Below are 15,805 nucleotides of genomic sequence, written 5' to 3'. Positions count from 1 at the left end.
ACGCTACGCGGGGTTTCCCACGCGCCTTTGCGACCGCGGATCTGCCGCGGGAGGACGGCCAAAAATATTTGATATGACTACGCGGTAGCATCTGGCGTGATCCAGGTAACACGACCACGGCACGACGAAAGGAACCCGATGACGGAAGAGTCGCCCGCTGAGGACGTCGTCACCGACGCCCGGTCGCGGGCAGTCACCCCGGGTGTGGTGATGCTGTCCGTCCTCACCCTCGCCTTCCTCGCAGTCAGTGGCTACTTCGGCTACGGGCACTGGCAGGCCGAGCGGCAGGCGCAGCAGAGGTCCGAGATCCTGGCGGCAGCACGACAGGGCGTCGTCAACCTGACGACGATGGACTACGAGCAGGCCGACGAGGACGTGCAAAAGGTGCTCGACGGCTCGGCCGGAGACTTCCGCGACGAGTTCGAGGCCCGGTCCGAGGATCTCGTCGCGGTCATGCAGGAGGCCAAGGTCAAGTCCGAAGGGGAGGTGCGGCAGGCGGCGATCGAAACGCAGAACGGTGACTCCGCGGACGTGCTCGTCGCCGTCGCGCAGAAGGTGTCCAACGCGGGCGGGGCGGCGGAGGAACCGCGCGGCCAGCGAATGCGCGTCACGATGCAACTCGACGACGGCTCGTACAAGATCGTGAAAGCGGGGTTCGTGCAGTGAGCTCCGAGACGTCACCGAAACCACGCAGACTCCTCCGGATCCTGGGCGCGCTCACCGTGATCACGGCCGTGCTGGCCGGAGTTCTGTATTTCTCGCTCTACCGGTCCGACCGGCGCGTCGACGATTCCGTCCGCGCGGCCGTCACCGACACCGCATCGCAGGGCGCGATCGCGCTGCTGTCGTATCGGCCGGACACGGTGGAGAACGACGTCGGATCCGCCCGGAATCGTCTGACGGGCGAGTTCCTCGACTACTACACGAAGTTCACCACCGATGTCGTCATCCCGGCGGCGAAGGAGAGTCAGGTCGCCACCCAGGCGGCCGTCGCCGCGTCCGGCCCGGTCGAGGTGCAGGCCGACACGGCGAGAGTGCTGCTGTTCGTCAACCAGACCACCACCAGTGCGGCGAAGCCGGACCCGGCGACGACGGCGACGAGCATCGACGTCACACTCACCAAATCCGGCGACAACTGGCTGATCTCCGGCTTCGATCCCGTACAACCCCACGAGTAGCGTTGGCGCCCATGAGTACTCTTCGAGAGGTCGGCGACCGGGAGTCGTGGCGCTGCTGGCTGTGCGACGAACCGGTGGATCCCGACATGTCGGTCAACGATCCGCGCGGCCCCAGCATCGACAGCGTCGTCACCGCGAAGAAGGCGAAGGCCAAGGGCGGCGTCGAACGCCTCGCCCACCGTGCGTGCAACACGAAGAAGGGTGCAGTGAAACCCGTCGTGCCGTGGCCCGACCGGTTGTTCGTCGTCGATCCCGCCCCGATCATCGGCGTGGTCGAGCAACTCGGCCGCAAGGGCGGGCGGGTCGCGGTGGCGCGGTGCCCGGGCAAATCGGACGCGGAGGACGCGTCGGAGTGGTTGCTCGACCGGTTGTCGCGCCTCGCCCCGGAACTGAACGTGGAGACGCAGATCGAAGCCGCGGGTGGCGCCTATCTGCTCGTCCTGCGCACCGCCTGACCCGTGAGTACTTGTTAACCGCGGGAGGTTAACAAGTACTCACGGGCGGCGGAGCCGCACGAGGGAGTACCGTCGGAACCAGAACATGAATCCGACCTCGAGTGCGAAGGAATTCCGATGAATCTGGCCTTGACCGACGAGGAGCTGGCGTTCCGCGACGAGATGCGAACGTTCTTCACCACACAGATTCCGGCGGAGATCCGCGAGCGGTACGCGCGCGGCGAAGTAGTGGGGAAAGAAAGCTTCATCGAGTCCCAGCGGATTCTGAACGCCAACGGCCTCGCGACGCCGCACTGGCCGGTCGAGTGGGGCGGCCGCGACTGGACCGCCGTGCAGAAGCACATCTGGCTCGACGAGTTGCAGCTCGCGTCGGTCCCCGAACCGCTCGCGTTCAACACCAGCATGGTCGGCCCCGTCATCGCGGCGTTCGGGTCGCAGGAGCAGAAGGAGAAGTTCCTTCCGCCGACGGCCAACCTCGACATCTGGTGGTGCCAGGGATTCTCCGAACCCGAGGCGGGCTCCGACCTCGCGTCGCTGAAGACCCGCGCCGTCCGCGACGGCGACGACTACGTGATCAACGGCCAGAAGACGTGGACCACCCTCGCGCAGCACGCCGATTGGATCTTCGTCCTCGCTCGCACGAACCCGGACGCCCCCAAGAAGCAGGCCGGCATCTCCTTCATCCTCGTCGACATGAAGACGCCCGGTGTCACGGTGCGTCCGATCAAGCTGATCGACGGCGGTTACGAGGTCAACGAGATCTTCTTCGAGGACGTGCGCGTACCCGCCGAGAATCTGGTCGGTGAGGAGAATCAGGGCTGGAGCTACGCCAAGTTCCTGCTCGGCAACGAGCGCACCGGCGTCACCCGCCTGGGATTCTCCAAGGTTCGGCTCGCGCAGGCGAAGGAACGTGCCGCCCAGATCTCGGTGGGGGAGGGAACGCTGCTGGACGACCCGCTGTTCGCGGCCCGGATCGCGGAACTGGAAAACGAGATCATCGCGCTCGAGCTCACCCAGCTGCGGGTGGTCGCCAGTTCCGCCGACGGCAAGCCGAACCCGGCGTCGTCGCTGCTGAAGTTGCGCGGTTCCGAACTGCAGCAGGCGACGCTCGAACTGCTCACCGACGTCGCGGGACCGGATTCGCTGCCCTTCGCCGCTGGTGACGGGATCTCCTCCCCGCGCTGGGCGCAGCGGACGGCTCCCACCTATCTGAACTACCGCAAGGTTTCCATCTACAGCGGATCGAGCGAAGTGCAGCGCAGCATCATCGCCTCCTCGATCCTCGGATTGTGAGGGCGTGACATGGACTTCGAATTGACCGACGAACAGAAACTGCTGCGCGACACCACCCGGGAACTGCTGGGCCGCAGTTACGACGCCGAGAAGCGCAACACGGTTACCGACACCGAGCAGGGGTGGAGCCCGCAGGTGTGGAAGCAACTCGCGGAGGTGGGACTGCTGGGTCTGAGCTTCGAGGAGGAGGACGGCGGGATGGGTGCCGGACCCGTCGAGGTGGCGTCGGTGATGACCGAGATCGGCCGCCGCCTCGCACCCGAACCCGTCCTCGACGCGGTCCTCGTGCCCGGTGGACTGATCGCCGCCGCGGGCAGCGCGGAGCAGCGGCGCCGGATTCTGCCCGACGTGTCGGAGGGCAACCTCCTGCTGGCCTTCGCCGATCGGGAACCGGGTGTGCGCTGGCCGTCTCCCCAGGTGTCGACGACCGCGACGAAGAACGGTGACGCGTGGACCCTCACCGGCACCAAGAACCCCGTCCCGCACGGCGGCAGCGCGAACACTCTGGTCGTCACCGCCGCCCTCCCGGACGGTGGGGTCGGATTGTTCCTCGTCGACGCCGACGCGACCGGTCTGACCCGCACCCCGTACGCGACTCACGACGGACTGCGGGCCGCGCAGGTGGAACTGTCGGACACCCCGGCGGAGCCGCTCGGTGAGGGCGGCGACGCGTCGTCGGCGATCGTGGGCGCGCAGATCCGGGCGCAGGCGGCATTGTGCGCGGAGGCGGTCGGTGCGATGGAGGAAGCGCTGCGGCTGACGACCGAGTACCTGAAGACCCGCAAGCAGTTCGGTGTGCCGATCGCGAAGTTCCAGACGCTGACGCACCGGGCGGCCGACATGTACGTGCTGCTGGAACTGGCGCGCAGCATGAGTCTCTACGCAACGATGTCGCTGGCCGACGGCACCGTGGATCCGGTGGTCGCCTCCCGCGCCAAGCTGCAGATCGGCCGTTCCGCTCGCACGATCGGGCAGGAAGCGATCCAGATGCACGGCGGCATCGGCATGACGGCCGAGTACCCGGTCGGGCACTACCTCAGCCGGCTGACCGCCATCGAGCACACGCTCGGCGGTTCCGACGACCACCTGCGGGTGCTCGCGGCGGCGACCACGCAGGGGACGGTCAGCATCATCTAGCCGCACCCGTGAGTACTTGTTAACCGCGGGCGGTTAACAAGTACTCACGGGTGCAGGTCTCGGATTGGTATCGGAAAAGGCGTTTTCGACGTGTCGCACGAGGACCCCCGTGTGACGCAGCTAACGTTCTGCGCGCACATCAGAACTCACGGGGGATGTACGTATCTCGGTGAAGGAGCGTTGTCATGGGGTCCGGTCCAGTCAAAGCGATCATGTGGAGCCTGCTCGTTGTCGGGCTCGTCGGTGCGGGAGTCGGGATCTCCGAACTGCACGTTCCATGGACGGTCGCGTCGCTGATCGTCGCCTCGGTGTCCGGTCTGGTCCTGCTGAGGATCCGCGCCGACGCACATCCCGAACTGCACAGCGACCGCCGGATGGCTGCCGGCTGACCCGGCGCTCAGGCCGTCCGTAGACCGTCCGCCCAGCGGGCGATGTCTCCGCGTTCGAGTGCGAGCGCCAGCAGTTCCGGGAACCTGTCCGGGGTGCACGCGAACGCGGGGATGCCGAGCCCGCCCAGTGCCGCCGCGTTGTCGTGGTCGAACGACGGCGCGCCGTCGTCGGACAGTGCCAGCAGCACCACCACCTGCACGCCGGCGCTCTTCATCGCCGCCATCCGCCGCAGCATCTCGGTGCGGATGCCGCCCTCGTACAGGTCCGAGATCAGCACGAAGAGCGATTCGGCCGGCCTGTCGATCAGTGACTGGCTGTAGGCGATGGCCCGGTTGATGTCGGTGCCGCCGCCGAGTTGCGTCCCGAACAGCACGTCGACGGGGTCGGACAGCCGGTCGGTGAGGTCCACGACCGCCGTGTCGAACACGACCAGCGACGTCTTCAGTGCGCGCATGGACGCGAGCACGGCGCCGAACACGGACGCGTACACGACGCTCGACGCCATCGAGCCGGACTGGTCGATGGCGAGGACGACGTCGCGGTGCACGGCTTGCGATCGGCGGCCGTATCCGAGGAGCCGTTCGGGTACCACCGTCTTGTGTTCGGGCAAGTAGTTCGCGAGGTTGGCGCGGATGGTGCGATTCCAGTCGATGTCGCGGTACTTGGGGGCGGTGATGCGGGCCGACCGGTTGAGTGCGCCGGTCACCGCGGCCCGGGTCTTCTGCGCGATCCGGTCCTCCACCTCCCGGACCACCTTCTCGACGACCATCCGGGCGGTGGCCTTGCTGGTCTCGGGCATCACCCGGTTCAGGCTCAGCAGTGTGCCGACGAGGTGGACGTCGGGTTCGACGGCGTCGAGCAGTTCGGGTTCGAGGAGCAGCTGGGTGAGTCCGAGCCGGTCGATGGCGTCCTTCTGCATCACCTGGACGACGCTGCTCGGAAAGTAGGTGCGGATGTCGCCGAGCCAGCGCGCGACCTTGGGGGCGGATCCACCGAGGCCCGTGCCGCCGCGCCTGCTCTTCGACGCCTCGCTACTGGTGTCGTAGAGGGCGGCGAGTGCGCCGTCCATCGCGGTGTCCGCCCGGGACGCCAGCCCGCCGGTGGACTCCTCGGCGGCATTGCCGAGGACCAGGCGCCACCGGCGTAACCGCTCCGCGTCTTCGCTCACGACGTCACTCCCAGGATGTCGGCGACGGTCCGGATCGCGACGGTGCCGCGCCGGGCATCGACCGGGGCGGGGGCATCGGCGGTGGAACCACCCTCGACGGACTGTCCGATCGCCCGGCGTTCCCCGGTCTCGAAGCTGCCGAACGTGCGCCGCAGCAGCGGCAGCACGTCGACGAAATCCTGCTCACGCAGTCCGGACACCCATCCGTCGAGCAATCGGAGCAGTTGCCGGTCGTGGACCAGGAGCAGCCCGCCGCCGCCGAGGAAACCGTCGACCCACCCCGCCTTGGCGGACGGTTCGGCGCCGACGGACAGCGCCCGCGACAGCCGGGTGGCGGATTCGGCTTCGCTGACGGTGCCTGCGTCGCGGAGCAACCGGACCATCCGGCCGATCACCAGTCCGTTCACGTCGCCGCGGTCGACCAGGCCGACGAGGGTGCCCAGCCACCGGGCCGAGGCACGGTCGTCGTCGCGCAACATCACCGCGGCGTGGACGTCGTCGACGGCACGGCGGACGTCGAGTGCACTGTCGTCGTCCAGGCCGGACACCGCCGAGGGGAGTCCCGCGCAGATCCGGACGAGGAGGCTGTCGGTGACGCGGGTGAGGGAGGAGACGTCGGTGCCGCGGACGTCGCCGTAGCGCAGGGTGCGGGTCAGGGCGGGCAGGGCGTCCATCAGGTGCATCACGTCGTGGTCGAGTGCGGCAGCGCTCTCCAGTGCGCGCAACAACTCGGCGAGGGCGGCACCGAGATCGGACAGCAGGGCCTGCTCGAGCAGCCGGGTGAGCTGCGCGAGGGACACGTCGCCGGACGACGCCTCGTCCCGGACCTTCGCCGTCGCCGCGGCCTCGACGGTGGTGCCCCACAGCGACGCCTCGATGATCGACACCGCCAGTTCGGGTTTCCACATGAGCGACCACGTCTCGCGGAACGTGCCGGTGCCGCGGACCTCGCTCTCGGCGGGGGTCCCCCATCCGACGCCGAGGATCTGCAGGCGGTGCAGCAGGCGGGACCGCGCGACGTCGTTGTCCCGGCGGAGGTCGAGATCGAGCGTCTTCTCGGTGGCCTGCTGCTTCAGCCGGAGGGTTTTCGCCCGCGCCCGCAGATCGGCGTCGAGGGGAACTGTCGGGGTGTCGTCGGGCACGGCGCCGAGGGCCTCGCCCACGACCAGCCGCCGCGTGATCAGGTCGAGCAGGACGTCGTTGCCGTCGCACATCACGGCCCGGGTGGCCTCGGTGACCTCGGAGAGACCTGCCAGCGGTCGCGCCCGCATCGAGGCCAGTGTGTCTGCGAGACGGACGGATTCGATGACGTGCGCGCTCGACACTGGAAGGTCCTCGGCACGCAGCACCCGCGCGACCTTCGTGAGCCAACGGGTGATCGTCCGGTCCGGTGCGGTGAACAGGTGGTGATACCAGCCGGGGGAGGTGATGCCGGCGCCGTATCCGGACGCCGTGGACAACCGCGAATGCGTCCACGGAACCCAGGTGAGGGAGGTCTTGATCTTGGGGATTCCCTTGAGGATTCGGGCGTCCGCGGTGGCCGGGCCCAGGGGTCCGGCGAGTGCCGGGGCATGCCAGGCGCCGCACACCACCGCGATCCGCTGGGCGCCGCCCTTGATCGCCTTCCGCAGGGTCTGGCGCATGTACGCCTCGCGCCTGCTGGTGGGTTCGTCGAGTTCGACGGTGTCCCGCAGCGCGGTCATGGCGTCGGTGATCGCGTCGAAAGCGTCAGCTCCCGAACCCGATTCGATCACGGCGTCCCACCAGCGTTCGGTGCCGTCGTAACCGGCCGCCGCGGCGAGCTGCGCGAGCGGGTCCTCACGAGCGGGGTCGGAGCGGTCGGCGGCGAGGGTGTTGGCGGCGGGAAGATCGCAGAAGCGGACGTCGACGCCGTGCCCGGCCGCCCACGACAACGCCTGCCACTCCGGGGAGAACACGGCGAACGGCCAGAACGCCGCGGTCCTGGGTTCGCCGGTGGCGTACGCCAGCAGCGCGACCGGCGGTTCCATGCCGTCGGAGCCGGCCAACGCGACCAGCGGATCGGCGTCCGCAGGCCCGTCGATCAGGACGATGTCGGGGACGAACTCGTCGAGCGCGCGGCGCACCGAACGCGCCGAGCCGGGCCCGTGGTGGCGGATACCGAAGACACGGACGTCGCCCGCCGGCGGGCTCATCGCCCTGTTGCTCACCCGGTGACCTCGCGGCACGCCCGGTAGAAGTCGGCCCAGTCCTCGCGTTCGCGGACCACGGCCTCCAGATACTCGGTCCACACCACCCTGTCGGCCACCGGATCCTTCAGCACGGACCCGAGGATTCCGGCGGCGACGTCGGACGGGCGGAGCACGCCGTCACCGAAGTGCGCGGCGAGGGCGAGTCCGCTGGTGACGACGGAGATCGCCTCCGCCGTCGACAACGTTCCGGACGGCGACTTCAGCTTGATGCGGCCGTCGCCGGTGGCGCCCGACCTCAGCTCCCGGAATACGGTGACCACCCGCCGGATCTCGTCGACCGTCGCCGGGACCGTCGGCAGTTCGAGCGACGCTCCGAGTTGTTCGACGCGCCGCGCGACGATGGCCACCTCGTCTTCCTCGCTGGCGGGCAGGGGCAGCACCACCGTGTTGAAACGTCGGCGCAGCGCGGACGACAATTCGTTGACCCCGCGGTCGCGGTCGTTGGCGGTGGCGATCAGGTTGAAACCCTTGGCAGCCTGGACCTCGGTGCCCAGTTCGGGGATGGGCAAGGTCTTCTCGGAGAGCACGGTGATGAGCGCGTCCTGCACGTCGGCGGGGATGCGGGTCAGTTCCTCGACCCGTGCGATCCGGCCGCCCTCCATGGCCGTCATGACCGGGGACGGCACGAGCGCGCCCGCCGTCGGGCCCTCGGCGAGAAGCCGGGCGTAGTTCCATCCGTACCGGATGGCCTCCTCCGGCGTCCCCGACGTTCCCTGCACGAGCAGGGTCGACTCCCCGGACACCGCGGCCGACAGGTGCTCGGACACCCACGTCTTGGCGGTTCCGGGAACGCCGAGCAGAAGCAGTGCCCGGTCGGTGGCGAGCGTCGCGACCGCCACTTCCATCAACCGGCGGGGACCGACGTACTTGGGGGTGATCACGGTGCCGTCGTCGAGTTCGCCGCCGAGCAGGTATGTCACGACAGCCCAGGGCGACAACTTCCACGACGGCGGCCGGGGCCGGGTGTCGTGCGCGGCGAGGGCCGTGAGTTCGTCGGCGTAGGCCTGCTCCGCGTGGGGGCGCAGCAGGTCGGCCTGGGCGGCCGCGATCTCGGTCACTCGAGCTCCTTCAACACTGTTCGGCGATGGTCGATGTTGGCGGCGACCGTGGCGAACGCCTGGTGCCAGCCGGGGTCACGGGTCCGTTCGGCGGCCGCACGCAGCAGCGGAACCGCCGTGAACGGGAAATGCGTCTCGGCGCTGCGGAGGGTCGAGTAGTGGCTGTGCCGGGAGAACTGCCCGAGGTCCTTGCCGGTTGCGGCGTGCCGTCCGGCCACGTCCTCGAGGCGGGTGATCACCCGCGCGGCGAGGTCGAGCGGCCAGGGATGCGGCAGACCGTCGAAGAGGGCGGCGCCCTCCACTCCGAGCAGGTAGGAGTCGGCCCGGCCCGACAGGATGTACTCGAGGCGTTCGCGGGCGGGGACGATCGGCACCACGCGACGTTCGGTCGTGCGACCCTCGCGGTGCAGCAGGGCGGACGCCCATCGCGGATTGCGCTGAAGCACAGTGGCATTGGTCCACGCTTCCGTCATCACCTCCCGCCATTGGTCCTCGATCCGGATCTCCCATGCCTGGGAGGCGGAGCCGATCATTCCTTCCCACACCGACAGGGGCGCGGCGGTGACCACCATCCGCAACCACCAACTGCGGATTCCCTTGTTCTTGAAGTGAACGTCCTCGATCCCATCGCGACGGGCGGAATCGTCCAGGGAACCGGGCATGTTCACCACGAGCCGGGTGCGCAGCGGCTTCTTCTCCACCCGCACCCACGCCCGGGCGCGTGCGGCCATCCGCTGGGCATAGGCGGAATTCGGCAGTTGCCGCAGCAGCTGGACCGCCTGCTGGCGCACCTCCTTCCGCCGGTCGTCGAGTGCGTGTTCGAGCAGCGCGGCGTCCGCATCGCCGAGCCCCGTTCCCAGGACGGCGATGAATGCCGCCCGGTGCTCACCCCGTTCGGAATCCCAGGTGCGGCTCAGTTCCGCCGACGCGACCACGGGGTGTTCCGCCCGCATCGTGGTGAGCCATTGCATGCGTTCCTGGTGCGAACCGTGCGTCCAGACGTCGGTGCGATCGGACCGACGGACCAGCGTCGACCATTCCGGATTCTGCGCGGCGAGCCACTGGCCGCGGGCGCCGGTCAACCGCAGAATGCTCTCGCGGTGCGTGTCGTTGGTGCGTGCGACGGCCATCAGATCGGCCACGAGGTGATCGGGGGCGCGGTATCCACGTTCGCCGGCCACCGCGAACCATTCGGTGAGGGTCCACGACTTGGCGGCGAGCAACTGCATGAGATGCGCCGCGGAGGCGGGCGGCAACTGGAGCCGGGGATCGTCCTCGGCGGGTGCGGGCAGCACGTGCGCGGTCGCGACGACGCCGCCGTCGCGGTAGGCGTTCTCGAGGGCTGCCGCGCCCAGCAGTGTCTCCGCTGCATCGCCGATGATCGACTCGGCGAGTTCGCCGGTGGCCGAACCGTGGAACGACGGGGTTGCGCGTGCGGTGCCGAGCAGTGCGGAGGACAGCAGTTCGCTCATCGTCGGCGCACCGCCGCCGCGGACGAGGGCGTGCCCGCCCCGAGCGGGTACACGTCGCCGCGATCGAACACCGACACCGGAACGAGCGATTCGCTGTTCCATTCCCCGAACACGGTGACCGGATGGCCCCCGGACATTCCGAGGAGCCGCCACAGGACCGGGTCCTCGCCGGACAGCGGCAGCGCCCGGCCCTCCGCGTCGACGACCACCCAGTTCCCGTCGTCGAATGCGGGGGTGACCTCGGTGAGCAGAGCGGGCCACGACCGGACCCACGGGTCGGCGCCGATCGCCGCAGCGAAGTGGTCGAGGGCGGTGTCGACGCCGCTCGGTGCGACGGTGGTGAACGGTTCGGGGCTCTCGTGGACGTCGCCGAACTGGGCGCGCAGCGGTGCCGCGCCGGGATAGAAGTGCAGGGTGGCGTCGACCAGGGAACCGGGCGGCGGGACCGCGGTCGCGAAGTTGGCGGAGCCGTGCGCGAAGTCCAGCAGGATCGCGCGGCGACCGCGGTCGCGGCCGAGCAGCCACACCTTGCGGGTGAACAGCCGCTTCTCCTCGGTGGTCTGCACTCCCAGGACCATCCACCGGTCGCGGACCCCGGGCTGACCGCGCACGCTGTCGGTGGAGATCGGGTAACCCACGTGCGCGCGCACCGATGCCTGCAGCGGTTCCGGCAACTCGCCCAGACGGCGATGCGCGACGACGAGCAGGTGCAGCCTCGCGTATTCGCGGAGCAACCGGTCGGGCCAGTCCGTCCGGGTGGCCACGACGATCGGCAGACGACGCAGGGCGGACGCGGCACCGGGCGCCTGCGCGTCGACCATCCGGGCCGCGATGGCGTCGAACGCGGAAGCCGAGATGTCGGCCGCGCCGAGGCCGCCCCGGATCTGGTCGGTGAGCCACAGGTCGAGTTCGTCGAGCCCCGCTGTCACTCGCTCGGCCCGGCGCTCCGCGGACTTCGCGCCGACGGTGGTGGTGGCCGGCGCCGCTGCGGCGGGCGGCGCGGTGGCGCGCGCGGCTCTGCGGCTCAGCCATTCCTCCGCGAACGCGGGCGGCGCGGACACGTCGGGAACCCGGCCCGCCGACCACATCAGCAGCAGGCCGAGTGCGTGCTTGCAGGGAAATTTCCGGCTCGGACACGAGCAGTGATACGCGGGCCCGGACAGGTCGACCACCGCGCGGTACGGGTTCGCGCCGCTGCCCTGGCACAGTCCCCACAGTGCGTCGCCTGCGGCGCCCGTCTGCGACCACGCGGTCGACAGCTTTCGCGCGGCAGCGAGCGAGCCGGCATCGGGGGCGACCGATGCGACCTGTCCCTCCGACCAAGGCGACGTCACTCCGTCACCGTAAGGGAATTGTCCGACACGAAGGGAGGAGGGTGCGCGGAATGTCGGCGAACTTCGATGTGCACGGCGGCCTCGCGTGTCAAGCTGTCGTCAGGTGCGACAGCGAGGAGTGGGCCGGTGATCCACGGAAGGTATTTCGAGTTCAAGGGTCGTCCCGCCGTGCGGTTCCGGTGCACGTACCCGTTCCCGGTGCAGAGGTTGTGGGCGGCGGTGTCCGATCCGGACGAACTCGCCCACTGGTTTCCGTCGCGCGTCCGGATCGACCCCTACGCCGGCGGCGACATCGAATTCGTCCCGGAACCGCACAGCGACGTCGAGACGGGGACGGTCCTCGTATACGGCGCGCCGTGCGCACTCGCATTCACGTGGGGCGGCGACGAGATCCACTTCGAGGTGGAGCCGACCGCGGACGGGTGCGCCCTGACGCTCGTCAACGTTCTCGAGGTCCGCAACACCGCGGCCCGCAACGCCGCCGGGTGGAGTGTGTGTCTCGCCGACCTGGACCGGCACCTCGACGGGACGGACGCGTCCGGCCACCGCCGGGACGCGTCGTCCGACTGGCGGCCGTTCTATCAGACGTATCTGGGGGAGGGGATGCCGTCGGGCGCCCAGATCCCGGGCGAATCCGCCTGACCCCTCGCCGTCAGAGTCGAGGCCGCTCGAACAGGCTCTCGACGTTCGACACCCGCTCGTTCGGTTCCTCGACCGCGATGTTGCCGCCGGTCCGCAGCCACCCGTTGCGCAACGACGACGTGAGCCAGTTGTCCAGCGCAGCTTGGGTTTCGAATTTCAGCACGATCACGCACACGTCGGAGGTGCTGCTTTCCTTCAGCCAGCCGCCGCCGAGGAATCCGGGGAACAGCCTGGCGAGGCCGAGGCCGGTCTGGATCCAGTCGGCGAACTCCTCGTCACAGCCGGCGAGGACCCGGCGCACGATCGTCGTCGTGACGGACGCATCCGCCGATTCACTTGGCCGGGCGTCCTCGGCCGCGTTCTCCATCGTTTCCTACCTCGGTTCCGCTCACCCCCGTGACACGTGCCACCTCAAACTACCAGCGCATTCGTCGTCACAGGTCGTAGAACGGCGCCGCGTACCGGAACGTGCCGGTGAGGGTCGGTTCCCAGCGTGCGAGACGGCGGACCTGGAAGTGGGACGACCACGACGGCTCGTCCGGCTCGATCCCGACCGACGTGCCCGAGACGAAGCCGAAACGCGGGTAGTAGTCGAGGTGGCCGAGCAACGCGACCAGAGGTTCGTCGCGGGCGTCGGCGCCGCCGAGAGCGGCATGCATCAGCGCGGAGCCGACCCCGTCGCGCTGGACGTGCGGGAGCACGCCGATCGGACCGAGCGCGAGGACGTCCGCGGAGTCGACGGTCGCGCGGGTGAGGCAGACGTGGCCGGCAACGGTGCCGGACAGTTCGGCGACGAGGGACAGTTGCGGAATCCACGCATCGCTCGACCGCAACCGGGTGACGAGGTCGACCTCGACGGGGACGTCGCCGTCGAAGGCCTGCCGGTGCACCTCCGCCACGGCGGCGACGTCGTTCGGATTCTCTCGCCTGATCAGCATGCCGCCAGCGTGCATCGAAGGCATCGTGGTCGCAACGGTTTTTTCGGCGTCGTGGGTTGTCCGGCCGGTAGCCGTGTGGCGAAAGCGTTCTCCAATTGTGACCGTGTGACGTTTCCGGCCGAATGAAATTCCGGGGAGTCGGTAGCAGTATGGGCAGAACGTGAGTCGAGCGAAGGACAACGGGGAAACGGGGTGCGGGTGGTCGAGGCCAGGGTGGTCGGTTATAGTTGCAGTGTGCAACACAACGGGGTCGAGCCGGAGGAAACGCCCGCATCGGGCGTGGTGGCCGTCCATGACGAACTCGTCCGCCTCGTCCGACAATTGGTTGCCGGCGACCGTCCGCCCGCGGGATCGCCGACGTTCGCTCAACATTCGCTGCTCTCGTTCGTCGCCCGCAATCCCGGGTGCCGGGCCACCCAGATCTCGGACGCGTTCGGAGTGCACCGCTCCACCGTGTCGCGGCAACTGCGCGGCTGTGTCGACGAGGGCTGGGTGCACGCCGAGCCGGGTCCGCTCCGCAGCGGGCATCCCCTGAGCCTCACCGACGTCGGCATCGCGGTGCTCGCGGGTGCCGACGCACGCCGGGTCGAGGAGGTGCGCGACCGCGTGGCCTCGTGGTCGGACGGTGAGATCGCCGCATTCGCCCGGGATCTCCGCAAATTCCGCCAGGGCGGCGACACGGACCACGAGAGCATCGGAGACGACCCCCGTGCGTGAGTACGCCAGCGCCGAGACGGTCACCGTCTCGGACCACGAGAATGCCGTGCTGACGGTGTTCGCGCACGCCGAGAGCAACCCGGATCGCGTGATGTATTCCCGCCCGGAGTCCGGTGGGTGGGTCGACGTGACCGCCAAGGACTTCGGCGCGCTCGTCACCGGGGTCGCGAAGGGCCTGATCGCCAACGGAGTCCGCCCGGGCGACCGGGTGGCACTGCTGTCGTCGACGAGATTCGAATGGTCGCTGCTCGACTACGCGATCTGGGCGGCGGGCGCGGCGTCCGTCCCGATCTACGATTCCTCGTCCCACGACCAGATCCGCTGGATCATCGAGGATTCGGGCGCGGTGGCCGCCCTCGTGGAGACCCCGGCGCACGCGTCGAGTTTCGAGGGTGACGGAATCCCCTACACGCTGAAGCGCATCCTGACCATCGACGAGGACGCCGTCGGCACCCTCATCACGGACGGGTTGTCGATCGACGATTCCGAGGTGTTCAAACGGGTGGTGGCCCTGACCGCCAACGATCTCGCGTCACTGGTGTACACGTCCGGGACGACGGGCCGTCCCAAGGGATGCATCCTCACCCACCGCAACTTCCTGTCGGAGGTGCGGGCGCTGCTCGCGGCGCCGATCGGTGACGTCGCCCGCCCCGGCAACCGCGTCCTGACGTTCCTCCCGCTCGCCCACGTGCTGGCGCGGGCGGTGTCGCTCGCGATGTTCGAGGCCGGCGCCACCCAGGCCCACTGGTCCGACTTCGGCACGGTGACGGGCGAATTCGCACGCTTCCGGCCCAACACCATCCTCGGCGTTCCGCGCGTGTTCGAGAAGGTGCGCGACGGTGCCGCCCGCTCGGCGGCGTCGGCCGGTGGTCTGCAGACCCGGATCTTCGACTTCGCCGAGGCCACCGCGGTCGCGTACAGCGAGGCTCAGGACAACGGCGGCCCGTCACTGCGGCTCCGGCTCGAGCGGATGGTGGCCGACCGGCTCGTCTACGCGAAACTGCGTGCCGCTCTGGGCGGCGACTGCTGGTGGGCGATCTCGGGCGGCGGCGCGCTCATGCCGAGACTCGGCCACTTCTTCCGCGGCATGGGCGTTCCGGTCTACGAAGGGTACGGCCTCACCGAATCTACTGCCGCGCACTGCGTGAACGTCCCGGGTGCCCAGAAGATCGGGACCGTCGGCAGGGCGTTGGGCGGCAACAGCGTGCGCATCGCCGGGGACGGCGAGATCGAACTGCGCGGCGGCGTCGTGTTCGGCGGGTACTGGCGCAACGAGCACGCCACCCGGGAAGCGTTGGACGAAGGCTGGTTCCGCACCGGCGACCTCGGTGAACTGGACGACGACGGGTACCTCACCATCACCGGACGCAAGAAGGATCTGCTGGTCACGGCCGGGGGCAAGAATGTGTCGCCGGGTCCGCTCGAAGACCGGTTGCGCTCGCACCCCCTCGTCTCGCAGGCAGTGGTGGTCGGCGACGGCCGCCCGTTCGTCGGCGCCCTGCTCACCGTCGATCCACCGGAATTCGAGAAGTGGAAGTCCGCGCACGGCAAGCCCTCCGACGCGTCGGTGGCGGATCTGCGCGACGACGAGGAACTGCGCGGAGATCTGCAGGACGCCGTCGACGACGCGAACACCACCGTCTCCCACACGGAATCCATCAAACGTTTCGTCATCTTGGGCCGCGACCTCACGGAGGCCGACGGAGAACTGACCGCGACCTTGAAGATCAAGCGTCCCGTCGTGACCGAACGCTTCGCCGCGGACATCGCGAACCTGTACCGCCGGGGCTGA

16 protein-coding genes are annotated in these 15,805 nt (G+C 69.2%); 9 read left to right on the top strand and 7 right to left on the bottom strand.

The features are described 5' to 3' along the window. Nucleotides 1-138 precede the first annotated feature (138 nt). The 6 genes from ACFTWF_RS28195 (at nt 139) to ACFTWF_RS28170 (ending at nt 4,452) form a co-directional block, all read left to right on the top strand. A complete protein-coding gene (locus ACFTWF_RS28195; protein WP_378464439.1) occupies nt 139-666 on the top strand; it encodes a hypothetical protein in 528 nt (175 codons plus the stop codon). Beyond that, entirely contained in the window at nt 663-1,178 is a 516-nt protein-coding gene (locus ACFTWF_RS28190) for a twin-arginine translocation pathway signal (protein WP_378464438.1), read from the top strand. The genes ACFTWF_RS28195 and ACFTWF_RS28190 overlap by 4 nt, the downstream gene beginning before the upstream one ends. 11 nt (nt 1,179-1,189) lie before the next feature. Next, nucleotides 1,190-1,633 (top strand): hypothetical protein, encoded by a 444-nt coding sequence (locus ACFTWF_RS28185; protein ID WP_378464437.1) that lies wholly within the window; start codon nt 1,190-1,192, stop codon nt 1,631-1,633. A 117-nt stretch (nt 1,634-1,750) separates the two neighbouring features. Then, nucleotides 1,751-2,926, top strand: a complete 1,176-nt coding sequence (locus ACFTWF_RS28180) for an acyl-CoA dehydrogenase family protein (protein WP_378464436.1) — start codon at nt 1,751-1,753, stop codon at nt 2,924-2,926. 9 nt (nt 2,927-2,935) lie between these two features. Next, the gene (locus ACFTWF_RS28175) at nt 2,936-4,063 is read left to right on the top strand and encodes an acyl-CoA dehydrogenase family protein (RefSeq protein ID WP_378464435.1); all 1,128 of its coding nucleotides are present in this window, start codon (nt 2,936-2,938) and stop codon (nt 4,061-4,063) included. A gap of 185 nt (nt 4,064-4,248) precedes the next feature. Then, nucleotides 4,249-4,452: a hypothetical protein gene (locus ACFTWF_RS28170; protein ID WP_141469447.1), complete on the top strand. Its 204-nt coding sequence runs from the start codon at nt 4,249-4,251 to the stop codon at nt 4,450-4,452. An 8-nt stretch (nt 4,453-4,460) separates the two neighbouring features. Here the strand turns inward: ACFTWF_RS28170 and ACFTWF_RS28165 are convergent, their stop codons facing one another. Genes ACFTWF_RS28165 through ACFTWF_RS28145 form a run of 5 tightly spaced genes read right to left on the bottom strand, consistent with a single transcriptional unit; the run spans nt 4,461 to nt 11,716 of the window. Next, nucleotides 4,461-5,621, bottom strand: coding sequence for a VWA domain-containing protein (locus tag ACFTWF_RS28165; RefSeq protein WP_378464434.1), 1,161 nt, complete (start codon nt 5,619-5,621; stop codon nt 4,461-4,463). Next, on the bottom strand, nt 5,618-7,795 hold the full coding sequence (locus tag ACFTWF_RS28160) for a DUF5682 family protein (protein ID WP_378464509.1): 2,178 nt from the start codon (nt 7,793-7,795) through the stop codon (nt 5,618-5,620). The genes ACFTWF_RS28165 and ACFTWF_RS28160 overlap by 4 nt, the downstream gene beginning before the upstream one ends. 11 nt (nt 7,796-7,806) lie before the next feature. Continuing rightward, nucleotides 7,807-8,910 (bottom strand): AAA family ATPase, encoded by a 1,104-nt coding sequence (locus ACFTWF_RS28155; RefSeq protein ID WP_378464433.1) that lies wholly within the window; start codon nt 8,908-8,910, stop codon nt 7,807-7,809. Next, nucleotides 8,907-10,382, bottom strand: coding sequence for a DUF5691 domain-containing protein (locus tag ACFTWF_RS28150; protein WP_378464432.1), 1,476 nt, complete (start codon nt 10,380-10,382; stop codon nt 8,907-8,909). The genes ACFTWF_RS28155 and ACFTWF_RS28150 overlap by 4 nt, the downstream gene beginning before the upstream one ends. Further along, nucleotides 10,379-11,716, bottom strand: a complete 1,338-nt coding sequence (locus ACFTWF_RS28145; RefSeq protein WP_378464431.1) for an SWIM zinc finger family protein — start codon at nt 11,714-11,716, stop codon at nt 10,379-10,381. Before ACFTWF_RS28145 ends, ACFTWF_RS28150 begins: the two co-directional genes overlap by 4 nt. Nucleotides 11,717-11,842: 126 nt before the next feature. On the opposite strand from ACFTWF_RS28145, the gene ACFTWF_RS28140 reads away from it, so the two are divergent. Further along, on the top strand, nt 11,843-12,358 hold the full coding sequence (locus ACFTWF_RS28140; protein WP_378464430.1) for an SRPBCC family protein: 516 nt from the start codon (nt 11,843-11,845) through the stop codon (nt 12,356-12,358). A 10-nt stretch (nt 12,359-12,368) separates the two neighbouring features. Here the strand turns inward: ACFTWF_RS28140 and ACFTWF_RS28135 are convergent, their stop codons facing one another. After that, nucleotides 12,369-12,725, bottom strand: a complete 357-nt coding sequence (locus ACFTWF_RS28135) for an antibiotic biosynthesis monooxygenase (protein WP_378464429.1) — start codon at nt 12,723-12,725, stop codon at nt 12,369-12,371. A 67-nt stretch (nt 12,726-12,792) separates the two neighbouring features. Then, a complete protein-coding gene (locus tag ACFTWF_RS28130; protein ID WP_378464428.1) occupies nt 12,793-13,296 on the bottom strand; it encodes a GNAT family N-acetyltransferase in 504 nt (167 codons plus the stop codon). Between the two features lie 192 nt (nt 13,297-13,488). Here ACFTWF_RS28130 and ACFTWF_RS28125 point away from each other — a divergent pair, with 192 nt between their 5' ends. Both ACFTWF_RS28125 and ACFTWF_RS28120 read left to right on the top strand, forming a co-directional pair. After that, nucleotides 13,489-14,013 carry a MarR family winged helix-turn-helix transcriptional regulator gene (locus tag ACFTWF_RS28125; protein WP_378464427.1) on the top strand — a complete coding sequence of 175 codons (525 nt, stop codon included), beginning with the start codon at nt 13,489-13,491 and terminating at the stop codon, nt 14,011-14,013. Further along, on the top strand, nt 14,006-15,805 hold the full coding sequence (locus ACFTWF_RS28120; protein WP_378464426.1) for an AMP-dependent synthetase/ligase: 1,800 nt from the start codon (nt 14,006-14,008) through the stop codon (nt 15,803-15,805). The genes ACFTWF_RS28125 and ACFTWF_RS28120 overlap by 8 nt, the downstream gene beginning before the upstream one ends.

It is taken from the genome of Rhodococcus sp. NPDC056960, assembly GCF_042674125.1.
Taxonomy (GTDB): Bacteria; Actinomycetota; Actinomycetes; order Mycobacteriales; family Mycobacteriaceae; genus Rhodococcus_F.
The sequence above is the reverse complement of the archived record's forward strand: the minus strand, read 5'-3'. Positions and strand labels throughout refer to the sequence as shown.

Bases quoted from the DNA above. Each gene is read 5' to 3' on its own strand.
- ACFTWF_RS28195 (WP_378464439.1), top strand. From the start codon at position 139: ATGACGGAAGAGTCGCCCGCTGAGGACGTCGTCACCGACGCCCGGTCG.
- ACFTWF_RS28185 (WP_378464437.1), top strand. From the start codon at position 1,190: ATGAGTACTCTTCGAGAGGTCGGCGACCGGGAGTCGTGGCGCTGCTGG.
- ACFTWF_RS28180 (WP_378464436.1), top strand. From the start codon at position 1,751: ATGAATCTGGCCTTGACCGACGAGGAGCTGGCGTTCCGCGACGAGATG.
- ACFTWF_RS28175 (WP_378464435.1), top strand. From the start codon at position 2,936: ATGGACTTCGAATTGACCGACGAACAGAAACTGCTGCGCGACACCACC.
- ACFTWF_RS28170 (WP_141469447.1), top strand. From the start codon at position 4,249: ATGGGGTCCGGTCCAGTCAAAGCGATCATGTGGAGCCTGCTCGTTGTC.
- ACFTWF_RS28160 (WP_378464509.1), bottom strand. From the start codon at position 7,795: ATGAGCCCGCCGGCGGGCGACGTCCGTGTCTTCGGTATCCGCCACCAC.
- ACFTWF_RS28150 (WP_378464432.1), bottom strand. From the start codon at position 10,382: ATGAGCGAACTGCTGTCCTCCGCACTGCTCGGCACCGCACGCGCAACC.
- ACFTWF_RS28135 (WP_378464429.1), bottom strand. From the start codon at position 12,725: ATGGAGAACGCGGCCGAGGACGCCCGGCCAAGTGAATCGGCGGATGCG.
- ACFTWF_RS28130 (WP_378464428.1), bottom strand. From the start codon at position 13,296: ATGCTGATCAGGCGAGAGAATCCGAACGACGTCGCCGCCGTGGCGGAG.